This is a genomic window from Ornithinimicrobium panacihumi (genome assembly GCF_052073805.1).
Lineage (GTDB): Bacteria > Actinomycetota > Actinomycetes > Actinomycetales > Dermatophilaceae > Ornithinicoccus > Ornithinicoccus panacihumi.
The window spans coordinates 92922-106970 of record NZ_JBQGWG010000001.1 but is presented as its reverse complement, the minus strand read 5'-3'; the positions used below and the strand labels follow the sequence as shown (position 1 = coordinate 106970).

General features: G+C 71.4%; 8 protein-coding genes and 1 tRNA gene. 6 read left to right on the top strand and 3 right to left on the bottom strand.

The features are described from left to right. Nucleotides 1–115: 115 nt before the first annotated feature. From rho to ACTMMA_RS00460, 3 genes are all read right to left on the bottom strand, one after another. Entirely contained in the window at nucleotides 116–2083 is a 1968-nt protein-coding gene (gene rho / locus ACTMMA_RS00470) for a transcription termination factor Rho (protein WP_441188131.1), read from the bottom strand. Nucleotides 2084–2338: 255 nt separating this feature from the next. Continuing rightward, a complete protein-coding gene (locus ACTMMA_RS00465) occupies nucleotides 2339–3364 on the bottom strand; it encodes a homoserine dehydrogenase (protein ID WP_441188130.1) in 1026 nt (341 codons plus the stop codon). Next, nucleotides 3361–5013, bottom strand: a complete 1653-nt coding sequence (locus tag ACTMMA_RS00460) for an arginine--tRNA ligase (protein ID WP_441188129.1) — start codon at nucleotides 5011–5013, stop codon at nucleotides 3361–3363. The genes ACTMMA_RS00465 and ACTMMA_RS00460 overlap by 4 nt, the downstream gene beginning before the upstream one ends. A 114-nt stretch (nucleotides 5014–5127) precedes the next feature. On the opposite strand from ACTMMA_RS00460, the gene ACTMMA_RS00455 reads away from it, so the two are divergent. From ACTMMA_RS00455 to ACTMMA_RS00430, 6 genes are all read left to right on the top strand, one after another. Next, a tRNA-Arg gene (locus ACTMMA_RS00455) sits at nucleotides 5128–5199 on the top strand. 126 nt (nucleotides 5200–5325) lie between these two features. Further along, nucleotides 5326–6756: an aldehyde dehydrogenase family protein gene (locus tag ACTMMA_RS00450; RefSeq protein WP_441188128.1), complete on the top strand. Its 1431-nt coding sequence runs from the start codon at nucleotides 5326–5328 to the stop codon at nucleotides 6754–6756. A gap of 104 nt (nucleotides 6757–6860) precedes the next feature. Further along, entirely contained in the window at nucleotides 6861–7925 is a 1065-nt protein-coding gene (locus tag ACTMMA_RS00445) for an ABC transporter ATP-binding protein (RefSeq protein ID WP_441188127.1), read from the top strand. Continuing rightward, nucleotides 7922–8755 (top strand): ABC transporter permease, encoded by an 834-nt coding sequence (locus ACTMMA_RS00440; RefSeq protein WP_441188126.1) that lies wholly within the window; start codon nucleotides 7922–7924, stop codon nucleotides 8753–8755. Before ACTMMA_RS00445 ends, ACTMMA_RS00440 begins: the two co-directional genes overlap by 4 nt. A 136-nt stretch (nucleotides 8756–8891) precedes the next feature. Next, nucleotides 8892–12839 (top strand): multifunctional oxoglutarate decarboxylase/oxoglutarate dehydrogenase thiamine pyrophosphate-binding subunit/dihydrolipoyllysine-residue succinyltransferase subunit, encoded by a 3948-nt coding sequence (locus ACTMMA_RS00435; protein WP_441188125.1) that lies wholly within the window; start codon nucleotides 8892–8894, stop codon nucleotides 12837–12839. A 154-nt stretch (nucleotides 12840–12993) separates the two neighbouring features. Continuing rightward, nucleotides 12994–14049 carry a GNAT family N-acetyltransferase gene (locus tag ACTMMA_RS00430; RefSeq protein ID WP_441188124.1) on the top strand — a complete coding sequence of 352 codons (1056 nt, stop codon included), beginning with the start codon at nucleotides 12994–12996 and terminating at the stop codon, nucleotides 14047–14049.

Below are 14049 nucleotides of genomic sequence, written 5' to 3'. Positions count from 1 at the left end.
GGTTCCCCCGGGTCGGTGGCGCGAGCGCGCCCCCGTGAACCGGTGGGCCAACGGGATATTCTGCCACCTCGGGCGGGTCCTGGTCGAATCCGCCCGAGGTATGCGGCAGCTCGGGTCAGTCCTCGTCGTCCAGCTTGATGGAGCTGGTCTGCTGGACCTGCGTGAGGAACTCGTAGTTGTGCTTGGTCTTGCGCAGCCGGTCCAGGAGCAGCTCGACGGCCTGCTGCTGGTCGAGCGCGGAGAGCACCCGGCGCAGCTTCCACATGATCTTGAGCTCCTCGTTGCCCATGAGGATCTCCTCGCGACGCGTGCCGGAGGCGTTGACGTCGACGGCGGGGAAGATGCGGCGGTTGGCCAGCTGGCGGTCCAGCTTGAGCTCCATGTTGCCGGTGCCCTTGAACTCCTCGAAGATGACCTCGTCCATCTTGGAGCCGGTCTCGACCAGGGCCGTGGCCAGGATCGTCAGGGAGCCGCCGTTCTCGATGTTGCGGGCGGCGCCGAAGAAGCGCTTGGGCGGGTAGAGCGCGGCCGAGTCGACACCACCGGAGAGGATCCGGCCCGAGGCGGGGGCGGCCAGGTTGTAGGCACGGCCCAGACGGGTGATGGAGTCGAGGAGGACGACGACGTCGCCGCCCATCTCGACCAGGCGCTTGGCGCGCTCGATGGCCAGCTCGGCGACCGTGGTGTGGTCGTCGGCGGGGCGGTCGAAGGTCGAGGAGATGACCTCGCCCTTGACCGCGCGCTCCATGTCGGTGACCTCCTCGGGACGCTCGTCGACGAGGACGACCATGAGGTGGCACTCGGGGTTGTTGGCCGAGATCGCGTTGGCGATGGCCTGCAGGATCAGCGTCTTGCCGGCCTTGGCCGGGGCGACGAGCAGACCACGCTGGCCCTTGCCGATCGGGGCGACCAGGTCGATGACCCGGGTGGTGAGGTTCTTCTGGTCGGTCTCCAGCCGCAGGCGCTCCTGGGGGTAGAGCGGGGTCAGCTTGCTGAACTCCGGACGGTTGCGGGACTCCTCCGGCGTCTTGCCGTTGACCGCGTCCAGGCGCACGAGGGCGCTGAACTTGCCGCGGTCGCGCTTGTTGCCGGTCGAGGAGACCAGGTGCTGGTTGTCCTGGCCCTCCACCGGGGCCTTGATGACGCCCTGGACGGCGTCACCCTTGCGCAGGCCGTAACGACGGACCATCGACTGGGAGACGTAGACGTCGGTCGGGCCGGGCAGGTAGCCGGTCGTGCGGATGAAGGCGTAGCTGTCGAGCAAGTCGAGGACGCCCCCGACCTTGACGAGCAGGTCCTCGTCGCTGTAGCTCTCCTCCTCCGGCTGGCCGCCCTGCTGACCGTCCTGGCGGTGCTGCTGGCCGCGCTTGCGGTCCCGGCCGCGCTGGCGGTTGCGACGGCGGCGCGAGCGGCCCTCGCCCTCGTCGTCGAAGCCGCCCTGCTGGTTCTGGCCGCCCTGGTTGCCCTGGTCCTGGCCACCTTGCTGGTTCTGGTTGCCCTGGTTCTGGCCACCCTGGTGCTGCTGGCGGCCTCCCTGGCGACCGCCGCGCTGACGGTCGTCCTGCCCACCCTGGTCGTCCTGCTGGTTCTGGTTGCCCTGGCCACCCTGCTGGTTCTGGCGCTGCTGGCCGTCCTGCTGAGGGGGCTGGTCGGCCCGGTCGCCGGACTCCTGACGGGCGCGGGGGGCGCCTGCGCTGGACCCGGCGCGGCGACCACCGCGGCGGGTGGTGCCACCCTCGCGCTGGGCCTGCGCCCGGTCGAGCGCGGCCTCGAGGTCGGCCGTGCCCTCGGCGGGGGTGCTCTGCGCCTCGGTGACGGCGGGCGCGTCGGCGGGCTTGTCGGCAGCGTCGGCGTGCTCGTCGGCGGGCTTGCGGGTGCGCGCCGCACGGGGGGCGCGCTCGGCGGGGGCGCGCTCGGCGGGGGCGTCGCCACCTCGCTGGCTGCGGATGGCGGAGACCAGGTCGGCCTTGCGCATCTTGGAGTCGACGGCGATCCCCATGCTCTGGGCCAGCTGCTGGAGCTCTGCCAGGCGGAGCGCGCTCAGCGCACCGGTCTTGGTCGCTGCGGCGGTGATCTCGGTCACGAACTCTTCCTTCCCCCTCGGCGCCGGACAGGTCCGGGCATGGGGTGTTCGGGTGACGCTCCCGCGCGTGGAAGCACAGGGAGCGGGTTTACGTGCCACGGACTCGACCAGGCCATCGGCCAGAAGGAAGAGGCACCCGGAGCGAGTGCTCAGAGGGACGCCGAGGCGCCGGTCCGTGAAGGGAATGCCCCGGAGCCGACCACTCTGCCCTTCGGGTCACGAGGCGCCTTCACGATAACACGCGCCGCGACGAACCTAGGGGCCGACGCGACGCACCGCCCGGAGCACGTCCGCGAGCACGGCCGAGGCGGTCTCGTCACCGCCGGCCCCCGCGCCGTGCAGCCGCAGCGTGCCGGCCGACTCCGCCTCGATGACCACCACGTTGGCGCCGCCGCGGGCCATCGCCAGCGGGTCGTCCTGCGGCAGGGCCACGGGACGGACGGCGACCTCGACCTTCGGCGAGGCGGCCGGGCCCGAACGCCAGGCGGAGGCGACCAGCTTGACGACGCGACCGGTGCCGGTGGCGTTGTGGAAGTCCTCGTCGGTCAGGCCCGTGATCCCCTGACGACGGACGTCGTCCAGCGTCACCGGCAGGCCCCAGGCGGTCCTGGCCAGGATGACGATTTTGGCCGCCGCGTCCAGACCCTCGAGGTCCTCGGTGGGGTCGGCCTCCAGGTAGCCCAGCTCCCCCGCCTTGCGCACGGCCTCCTCGAACGGGACCCCCTTGCGGGCGACCATGTCGAGGATGAAGTTGGTGGAACCGTTGACCACCCCGGAGATCGAGGTGATGACGTCCCCGGCGAGCGCCTCGCGCACGACCGCCATGACCGGGATCGCGGCCATCACGGCGGCCTCGTAGTCGAGCCCGACGCCGCACTCGTCGGCCAGCGCGTGCAGGGCCACGCCCTCCTGGGCGATGAGCTGCTTGTTGGCGGTGACGACCTGGGCGCCGCGTCGCATCGCGCGCTCGATCAGGCCGCGGGCCGGGTCCAGGCCGCCCATCACCTCGACGACCACGTCGGCCGAGTCGACCAGCGCCTCGGCGTCCGTGGTCAGCAGGGCGGGGTCGATCCCGTCCCGCTCCTTGGCGGTGTCGCGGACAGCCACGCCCACGACCTCCAGGCGTCGGCCGACGCGTGCCGCATACAGGTCGGAACGTTCGTGGAGGAGCCGGACGACCGAGCCGCCGACCGTGCCCGCGCCCAGGACGGCGACCCGGACGGGTGCCATGAGGTTCTCGTCGACGCCCTCGGTCAGGTCCGGGGCCACCACGGCGCTCACATCCGCTCCGGCGCGGAGACGCCCAGGAGTCCGAGGCCGTTGGCCAGCACCTGGCGGGTCGCGTCGTTGAGCCACAGCCGCGAGCGGTGCACGTCGGTGATCTGCTCGTCGGCGGACATCGGGCGGACGCGACACTCGTCGTACCACTTGTGGAAGAAGCCGGCCAGCTCCTCCAGGTAGCGGGCCACCCGGTGCGGCTCGCGCAGCTGTGCCGCCTGGGCGACCACCCGGGGGAAGTCACCCAGGGTCGCCAGCAGCGTCGCCTCGGTCTCGTGCGTCAGCAGGGCAGGGTCGAAACCGTCCTCGCGCCGCACGCCGTCCTCGCGGGCCAGCCTGGCCACGTTGCAGGTGCGGGCGTGGGCGTACTGCACGTAGAAGACCGGGTTGTCGTTGGAGCGCTTGCGCAGCTCCTCGCCGTCCAGGTCCAGCGGGGTGTCGGCCGGGAAGCGGGCCAGGGAGTAGCGCACCGGGTCCGAGCCGATCCACTCCAGGAGGTCGTCGAGGAAGAGCGCGTTGCCGCGCCGCTTGCCCATCCGCTCACCCCGGATGTTGATGAGCTGACCGATGAGGACCTCGATGTTGGCCGTGGGGTCGTCGCCGGCGCAGGCGGCGATGGCCTTGAGCCGCCCGACGTAGCCGTGGTGGTCGGCGCCCAGCATGTAGATCTTCTCGGGGAAGCCGCGGTCCTTCTTGGACAGGTAGTAGGCGGCGTCCGCGGCGAAGTAGGTCGGCTCGCCGTTGGCCCGGATGAGCACCCGGTCCTTGTCGTCGCCGAAGTCGGTCGTGCGCAGCCAGACCGCGCCACCGTCGTCGAAGACGTGACCCTGCTCGCGGAGCCTGGCCACGGCGTCCTCGACCGCACCCGCGTCGTGCAGCGTCTTCTCGGAGAACCACACGTCGAAGTGGACGTTGAACTGCTCCAGCGTGTGCTGGATCTTGGCCAGCTGGAGGGCGTAGCCGCGCTCGAGGCAGACAGCGAGCGCCTCGTCCTCAGGCAGCTCCAGCAGGTCGGGCCGCTCGGCGAGCAGCTCCTTGGCCAGGACGTCGACGTACTCCCCCGGGTAACCACCCTCGGGGACCTCGGTGCCGCGGGCCTTGGCCAGGATCGAGGCGGCGTACTTGCCCATCTGGGCACCCGCGTCGTTGATGTAGTGCTCGGCGGTCACCTCGGCACCGCTGGCGGCCAAGAGCCGCCGCAGCGCGTCGCCCAGCGCGGCCCACCGGGTGTGCCCGATGTGGAGGGGGCCCGTGGGGTTGGCCGAGACGAACTCCAGGTTGACCACGTGGCCGGCCATCGACTCGTTGGTGCCGTAGGCCTCCCCCGCCTCCACGATGCCGCGGGCCAGCTCCCCGGCGCTCGCGGCGTCCAGGGTGATGTTGAGGAAGCCGGGGCCGGCGATGTCGACCGCACCCACGCCCGCGACCTCGCGCAGCCGGGAGGCGACGATCTCGGCGAGCTGGCGCGGCGGCATGCCTGCACCCTTCGCGAGCTGGAGGGCGATGTTGCTCGCCCAGTCACCGTGGTCACGGCTCTTGGGTCGCTCCACGCGCACCGCCTCCAGGGCGGGGACCTCGACGGCCAGGTCGCCGGCGGCGACGGCCTCGGTCAGGACGGTATGGAGTGCCTGCGCAAGCTGCTCTGGGGTCACCCGGGCAAGTCTAGGCGCGTCGCGAGCCTGGCCCCAACGCGGTTTGGGCAGTGGCCGGGGGATGACGAAGTGGTGAAGCGCACCCTGGTTCGGCTGATACAGTTTGTCGCTGTTGCCCCCGTAGCTCAGGGGATAGAGCACCGCCCTCCGGAGGCGGGAGCGCAGGTTCGAATCCTGCCGGGGGCGCAACGGAAAAGGCCGCCGACCTGCACAGACAGGTCGGCGGCCTTTCGCACGTGCACCATGCGTGCACCAGGTGGTCGACCCACGCCACCCGACGGCGCCGCCCCGTCCCGGCGTAGCGTGAGCACCATGACCAGCCTGACCGCGTCCTTCATCGGCGGCGAGGACGTCGCCACCGTCGACAGCTACGACAACCTCGATCCGGCCGACGGGAGCGTCCTGGGCGGGGTGTCCCGCGGCGGCCCCGACGAGGTCGACCGGGCGGTGCGCGCCGGCGCCGACGCCCAGCCGGCCTGGGCCGCGACCCTGACCGAGCACCGCGCCGACGCCCTCGCCCGGCTGGCCGACCTCGTCGACCGTGAGCGCGAGAGCCTGGCCAGGACCGAGTCCGAGGACACCGGCAAGCCGCTGTCGCAGGCGCGCACCGACGCCACCGTGGCCGCCCGCTACTTCCGCTACTACGGCCGGGTGATCGAGGCCTTCTACGGCAGCACGATCCCGCTGTCGGACCAGATGCACGTCTACACCCGCCGCGAGCCCTACGGCGTCGTCGGCAGCATCGTGGCCTGGAACTACCCGCTCCAGCTGGCCTCCCGCTCGATCGCCGCCGCGGTCGCGACCGGCAACGCGATCGTGCTCAAGCCGGCCGACGAGACGCCCCGGACCGCCGTGGCGCTGGCCCGGCTGGCGCAGGAGGCGGGGATCCCGCCCGGCGTCGTCAACGTGGTCACCGGCCTCGGCGCCGAGGCGGGGGCCGCTCTCACCGCGCACCCGGGCGTCGCGCACCTGGGCTTCGTCGGCTCGACGCAGACCGGCTCCACCGTGGCCCACGCCGCCGCCGACCGGGTGGTCCCCACCGTCCTGGAGCTCGGCGGCAAGTCGGCCAACATCGTCTACGCCGACGCGGACCTGGACCGGGCCGCCGAGTTCGCGACCAAGAGCATCCTGCAGAACGCCGGCCAGACCTGCTCGGCCGGCTCGCGCCTCATCGTCCACGAGTCGGTGCGCGAGGAGCTGGTGGGCAAGATCGCCGACCGTTTCCGGGCCACCACCCTCGGCCGCGGCACCGACGACCCCGACCTCGGCCCCCTGGTCTCGACCAGGCAGCAGGAGCGGGTGCGCGGTTACGTCGAGGGCGCCGGGTCCGGGGAGGTCGTCGTCGGCGGCGGGGCACCGGAGGACGACCACCTCGCAGCCGGCTCCTACTGGCTCCCCACGCTCGTCGACGGCGTCGACCCCACCTGCCCGATCGCGCAGGAGGAGGTCTTCGGGCCGGTCCTGGTGACCCTCCCCTTCGGGGACGAGGAGGAGGCGGTCGCGCTGGCCAACGGCACCGACTACGGGCTGATCTCGGCCGTGTGGACCCGGGACCTGGGGCGCGCCCACCGCGTCGCGGCCCAGCTGCAGGCCGGCCAGGTCTACGTCAACACCTACGGCGCCGGCGGCGGGGTCGAGCTGCCCTTCGGCGGCTTCAAGCAGTCCGGCTACGGCCGGGAGAAGGGCATCGAGGCGCTGGAGGCCTTCACCCAGACCAAGACCGTCGTCATGCACCTGGGCTGACCGGCCATGGCAACCGGCCCGACCGCCTCCGCCCCGGGACGGAGGTGGCATCTCCCCCGACCGGCGGATGTACCCCATACCCCTCGGGCTGTTTGACTGTCCCCATGACGACTGCTGCTGCAGACCGGGTGGGCGCGGGGATCGCGGTGCGCGGGCTGACCAAGACCTTCGGCGACTTCCGCGCCGTCGACGACCTCAGCTTCGAGGTGCGGCCGGGCGCGATCACCGGCTTCCTGGGCCCGAACGGCGCGGGCAAGACGACGACGCTGCGGATGCTGCTCGGGCTGATCCGGCCGACGTCCGGCGAGGCCCTCATCGACGGGCGGCGCTATGCCGACCTGCCCCGCCCGATGGCCACCGTCGGCGCGGCGCTGGAGGCGACGGGCTTCCACCCGGGGCGGTCGGGCCGTGACCACCTGCGCGTCCTGGCCGCCACGCACGGCATCCCGGACACGCGCGTCGACGAGCTCCTCGAGCTGGTCGGCATCCCGGCCGCCGCCCGCAAGCGCGCCGGCGGCTACTCGATGGGTATGCGGCAGCGCCTGGGCCTCGCGGCCGCCCTCCTGGGCGACCCTCAGGTCCTCCTGCTCGACGAGCCCACCAACGGGCTCGACCCCGAGGGCATCCGGTGGATGCGCGGCTTCCTCCAGCACCTGTCCCGCGACCGGGGCAAGACCATCCTCATCAGCAGCCATCTGCTCAGCGAGGTGGAGCAGACGGTCGAGGACGTGGTGATCATCGCCAACGGCCACCTCGTCCGCGAGGGCACGATGCAGGAGCTGCACGGCGAGCCCTCCGCCCTGGTCCGCACGAGCGAGCCGGCGCGGCTGGCCGAGGCGCTCACCGGGGCCGGGTTGGTGGCCGGTCCCCACGACGGTGCCGACGCCCTGGAGGTGCGCTCCGGCGACCTGGCCCGCATCGGTGACATCGCCCTGTCCGCCGGCGCCCCCGTCCACGAGCTGCGCACCCTGCGCACCGACCTCGAGCGGCTCTTCCTGCAGCTCACCGAGTCGCCGGAGCACCGCAACCGCAATCTCGGTGCGGTCGAGGCGTCCACGCCGGCGGCGCACCTGCCGGACCACGACCACGAGCCCGGGCCCACCCTGCCGCCACCCGGCGGGACCCCGCGCCACGACCTGCCCGCACCCGGCGAGGAGACCACCCGATGAACCTCGTGCGCGCCGAGCTGCGCAAGTACTTCACCACCCGCCTGTCCTGGTCCATGCCGTTGGCGATGTTCATCATGGGCGCGGTCTTCGCCGCCATCCAGGGGCTGGTCCTGGCGGTGATCGGGGAGTTCCCCGGGGCCGACGGCACCATCGTGCGTCCGGCCGAGCTCCTGGACGATCTCACCGTGGCCAGGATGGTCTACACCGGAGCGGTCCAGATGGGCTACCTGCTGGCGCTCGTCCTCGGGATCCTGTCGATGAGCGGGGAGTTCCGGCACCGCACGATGACCCCGACGCTGCTGGCGGCACCCCGTCGCGGCCAGCTGATCGGCGCCAAGCTGGGCGCGCTCGTGGTCGTCGTGGCCCTCAACGCCGTCGCCTTCGTGGCCGGCAGCGTCCTCGGCGGCGCGATCATGCTCGCGATCGGCGACGCGGCCGTCTTCCCCGAGCCGGCGGAGCTGCTGTCGACCTTCGCCCGGATGGTCCTGGTCCTGCTGCTCTGGGGCCTGATCGGCTTCGGGCTGGGGGTGCTGATCCCCAACCAGGTCGTCGCACTGTTCGTCGGCGTCGGCGTGACGCTGCTCATCGAGCCCCTGCTGGGCTTCGGCCTCACCTTCGTGGAGCAGTTCAAGGACGCTGCGCGCTACTTCCCCAGCCAGGCCAGCATGGCGGTCCTCGACATCTACGAGGGCGTGCCGGACGGCATGGCCCAGCAGCTGGGTTCCGCCGGTCCGATCGACTGGTGGGTGGCCACCCTGGTCCTGCTCGCGTATGCGGCGTTCATGACCCTTCTCGGGTGGTTGCTGACCACGCGACGTGACGTGAGCTGAGGCCGGGGCGGGCCCCGCGGCGGGACAGGCCGGTCCACCTCGGAGCGGGAGGCCGGTGACCGGTTAGGCTGTGCCTGAAGAGTGTGCAAAGACCGCACCTGTGGCAGCCCCGGACCGGAGAAGAGGCGCAAGGCCAGTGGCCAACCCCACGAACAGCGACAAGTCCATCGCAGATTTCGGAGCCAACGAATGGCTCGTCGAAGAGATGCGTGACCGTTTCGAGCAGGATCCGGGCTCGGTCGAGCCCGCGTGGCGGGACTATTTCGAGACGGGGGCCTCGACCAACGGCTCGGCCCCGTCCACGGACACGGCCCCGCCGGCGAAGTCGGCAAAGTCGACGGGGGGCGCGTCGTCCTCCGCCAGCCCCACGCCCCGGCCCTCCTCCGGCGGCTCGACGGGCTCCGCCCCCGTCGCCTCCAGCAAGAACGTCGGCGTGGCCCCGCCGCGCAGCGCCCCCAAGAAGGCCGAGAGCCGCCCGGCCCCCAACGCCGCCGCGAAGACGTCCCCCAAGGCCGCCCCGAAGGCCGACGCGAAGCCGGCCTCCTCGTCCGAGAAGTCGGCGTCGGGGAGCCCCGCCAAGTCCTCCAAGCCCGCCCCGAAGTCCGCCGAGAAGACCGGCAAGGACGCAGCTGCGGCGGAGTCCAAGAGCTCCGCACCCGTCTCGAGAGAGGCCCCCGCCGTGAAGAAGACCGGCCCGCAGAGCGAGGTCACCACCACGCCGATGCGCGGCGCCGTCGCCCGCGTGGTCACCAACATGGAGTCGAGCCTCGAGGTCCCCACGGCCACGAGCGCGCGCCAGCTGCCGGCCAAGCTGCTCATCGACAACCGCACGGTGATCAACAACCACCTGGCCCGCTCCCGGGGCGGCAAGGTGTCCTTCACCCACCTCATCGGCTACGCGATGGTCCAGGCGATCAAGGCGATGCCGGAGATGAACAACTCCTTCGCCGTGACCGACGGCAAGCCGACCCTGGTCGAGCCGGCCCACATCAACGTCGGCCTGGCCATCGACGTGCCCAAGCCCGACGGGACCCGCCAGCTCCTCGTGCCCTCGATCAAGAGCGCCGAGGAGATGTCCTTCTACGACTTCTGGTCCGCCTACGAGGACCTGGTCCGCAAGGCGCGGGACGGCAAGCTCACGGTCGAGGACTTCCAGGGCACGACCATCTCGCTGACCAACCCCGGCGGGATCGGCACCCTCCACTCGGTGCCGAGGCTGATGAAGGGCCAGGGCGCCATCATCGGCGTCGGCTCCCTCGACTACCCCGCCGAGTGGCAGGGCGCCTCGCCGGAGAAGATCGCCCTCAACGGCGTCAGCAAGATCCTGACCCTGACCTCGACCTACGACCACCGGATCATCCAGGGTGCGCAGTCGGGCGAGTTCCTGCGGGTCATGCACCAGCTGCTCCTGGGCGCCGACAGCTTCTACGACAACATCTTCACCTCGCTGCGGATCCCCTACGAGCCGATCCGCTGGGCGCCGGACATCACCGCCTCCCATGACGACGACATCTCCAAGGCGAGCCGCACGCAGGAGCTCATCCACGCCTATCGCGTGCGCGGCCACCTCATGGCCGACACCGACCCGCTGGAGTACGTCCAGCGCAGCCACCCCGACCTGACCATCGAGAACCACGGCCTGACGCTGTGGGATCTCGACCGCGATGTCGCCACCGGCGGCTTCGGCGGCAAGGCCCGGCTGACGCTGCGCAAGATCCTGGGCATCCTGCGCGACTCCTACTGCCGCACCGTCGGCGTGGAGTACATGCACATCCAGGACCCGGAGCAGCGCCGCTGGTTCCAGGAGAAGCTCGAGGTCCCCTTTGAGAAGCCGGCCCCGGCCGAGCAGCTGCGGATCCTGCGGCGGCTCAACGCCGCGGAGGCCTTCGAGACCTTCCTGCAGACCAAGTTCGTGGGCCAGAAGCGCTTCAGCCTCGAGGGCGGCGAGTCCGTCATCGCGCTGATGGACAAGGTCCTGTCTCGCGCCGCCGAGGACGGCCTCGCCGAGGTCACCATCGGTATGCCGCACCGCGGCCGGCTCAACGTGCTCGCCAACCTCGCGGGCAAGTCCTACGGCCAGATCTTCCGTGAGTTCGAGGGTGCGTCCGTGCCCGGCTCCGTCCAGGGCTCGGGCGACGTGAAGTACCACCTGGGCACCGAGGGCGAGTTCGTCACCGAGCGAGGCAAGTCCACGCGCGTCTACCTGGCCGCCAATCCCTCGCACCTGGAGGCCGTCAACCCCGTCCTCGAGGGCATCAGCCGGGCCAAGCAGGACCGGCTCGCCCTCAACGGCGGGACGATGGACTACCCGGTCCTGCCCGTGCTCCTGCACGGTGACGCCGCCTTCGCCGGCCAGGGCGTGGTCATGGAGACGCTGCAGATGTCGCAGTTGCCCGGCTACCGCACCGGCGGCACGATCCACGTGGTCATCAACAACCAGGTCGGCTTCACCACCGCCCCGCACGACTCGCGCAGCTCGGTCTACTGCACCGATGCCGCGCGGGCCGTCCAGGCACCCATCTTCCACGTCAACGGCGACGACCCCGAGGCGGTCGTCCGGGTCGCCGAGCTGGCCTACGACTACCGACGCACCTTCAACAAGGACGTCGTCATCGACATGGTCTGCTACCGCCGCCGCGGGCACAACGAGGGCGACGACCCCTCGATGACGCAGCCGCTGATGTACGACCTCATCGAGGGCAAGCGCTCGGTCCGCAAGCTCTACAGCGAGTCCCTCATCGGTCGTGGCGACATCACGATCGAGGAGGCCGAGGAGGCGCTGCGCGACTATCAGAAGCAGCTCGAGCAGGTCTTCACCGAGACCAAGGCCGCCCTCAAGGGTGCCGGTGACGGCACCGGCGGCCTGGAGCGCCCCCAGGCCCAGGCCGAGGGCGACATGGAGACGAGGCAGCGGCCCACCGCGATCAGCGAGGAGCTCCTGCACCGGATCGGCGACGCCTTCGGCAACGTCCCCGAGGGCTTCACGGTCCACCCCAAGCTGGCCAAGCTGCTGGCCAACCGCCAGACGATGACCCGCGACGGCGGGATCGACTGGGGCATGGGCGAGCTGATCGCCTTCGGCTCGTTGCTGGTCGAGGGCACCCCGGTCCGGCTGGCCGGCCAGGACTCGCGCCGAGGCACCTTCGTGCAGCGGCACGCCGTCCTCACCGACCACAAGACGGCCGCGACCTGGACCCCGCTCGACGAGCTGTCCGAGGACCAGGCCTCCTTCGAGGTCTACGACTCGCTGCTCTCCGAGTACGCCGCGATGGGCTTCGAGTACGGCTACTCCGTGGAGCGCCCGGACACCCTGGTGCTCTGGGAGGCGCAGTTCGGCGACTTCGCCAACGGCGCGCAGACCGTGGTCGACGAGTTCATCTCCAGCTCGGAGCAGAAGTGGGACCAGCGTTCCTCGGTGGTCCTGCTGCTGCCCCACGGCTACGAGGGCCAGGGCCCCGACCACTCCTCCGCCCGCATCGAGCGCTACCTCTCGCTGTGCGCCGAGGAGAACATGATCGTGGCCTACCCGTCCTCGCCGGCCTCGCACTTCCACCTGCTGCGCCGCCAGGCGACCAACCGGCCCCGCAAGCCCCTGGTCGTCTTCACCCCCAAGGCGATGCTGCGTCTGAAGGCCGCGGCCAGCCCGGTGGAGGACTTCCTGCAGGGCACCTTCGAGCCCGTGCTGCCGGACACGGCGGACCTCGACCCGACCAAGGTGGATCGCGTGATGCTGGCCTCCAGCAAGCTGGTCTGGGACCTGGAGGAGGAGCGCTCCGAGCGTGGCGACGAGAGCACCGCGATCATCCGGATGGAGCAGCTCTACCCGGTCCCCGGCGCCGAGCTCGCGGAGATCACCAAGAAGTACCCCAACGCCGAGCTGGTCTGGGTGCAGAACGAGCCCAAGAACCAGGGCGCCTGGCCCTTCATGGCGCTCAACCTGCCCGAGGCCCTGGCCGAGCACGGCGAGACCCGCCCGCTGCGCGTGGTGTCCCGTCCCGCGTCGGCGTCCCCGTCGACCGGCTCGACCAAGGTGCACGCGATCGAGCAGGAGGCCCTCATGCACCAGGCCTTCGAGCGCCGCTGACGCGCACAGCTCGCCTCGACGAGACAGCGCGACGAGCAAGGCCCCTCAGGGATCCGTCCCTGAGGGGCCTTCTTCCCTCCCGGGGACAAGCACCCGAGGTGGCTTCTCACCCTGACCCGCGCCCCGAGCAGGTCACTTTGGCAGAATTGGGCCCATGAGCAGCACAGGAGCTGGACCAGACCTGCCCCCGGGCTACACCGCATACCCGCCGGGGGTGGAGGATGTCGACGACCTGGTCCGCCTGCTGCGAAGACACGAACGCGAGGCGCGGGGCTTCCCCGGCGCCGACAGCCTCACCGTCGAGGCCGAGGTCACCGGCCGTGGCGCCACCACCCACCTGCACGAGGTCGTGCGCGACGCGGAGGGGATCGCCCGGGCCTGGATCAACTGCCACGACCGAGCAGCAGGGCGCGTGCTCGTCGGCGTGACCATCGACCCGGACCTGTCCGACGAGGACGCCGACCCGCTCGCGACCTATGCCTTCGGGCGGGTGGAGGACCTCGGCGCCGAGGTCCTGGAGCGGCGGGGGATGGAGGAGACCCAGCTGGACTCGGGCGCCTTCGCCGAGGATCCGCGCCAGCAGCGCTGGCTGCAGGCCGCGGGCTACACCCATGTCCGTGACTGGTGGCAGATGGTGCGTCCGGTCGATCCGACGACGGACGCGGAGCCGCCGGTGCTGCGCGAGGGCGTCGAGGTGCGCCGGGTGCGGCGCGACGACGGGGTGGGCATGCCGGAGGAGGAGGACCTGCAGGCCGTCCACCGGATGCTCGAGGAGTCCTTCGCCGACCACTTCAACTCCTACCGGGAGACCTTCGAGGAGTTCGTCAACAGGCTCCGCGAGGATCCGGGACACCGCTGGGACCACTGGTGGTTGGCGATGGTCGACGACGAGCCGGCCGGTGCCCTCGTGGCCGTGGCCGTGCCCGGCCGTGTGGGCCCGGACGGGATGGCCAGGCCCGACAACTCCTATGTCGAGTACGTCGGTGTGCACCGCCGCGCCCGCGGACGTGGCGTGGCCAAGGCACTGCTGGGCACGGTGATCGCCGACGCCGCGGTGCGTGGACGGGGCGCCGTGGGGCTGGAGGTCGACGCCGACTCCCCCACCGGCGCCGACGGGCTCTACGTGTCCATGGGGTGGACGACCCACTACACGACCCAGTCCTGGCACCGCACCCTGCGCCTGACCGGATCCGGCGACGCGGCGGGATAA

Coding starts and splice junctions, on each gene's coding strand:
- ACTMMA_RS00450 (WP_441188128.1), top strand. CDS start 5,326: ATGACCAGCCTGACCGCGTCCTTCATCGGCGGCGAGGACGTCGCCACC.
- ACTMMA_RS00445 (WP_441188127.1), top strand. CDS start 6,861: ATGACGACTGCTGCTGCAGACCGGGTGGGCGCGGGGATCGCGGTGCGC.
- ACTMMA_RS00440 (WP_441188126.1), top strand. CDS start 7,922: ATGAACCTCGTGCGCGCCGAGCTGCGCAAGTACTTCACCACCCGCCTG.
- ACTMMA_RS00430 (WP_441188124.1), top strand. CDS start 12,994: ATGAGCAGCACAGGAGCTGGACCAGACCTGCCCCCGGGCTACACCGCA.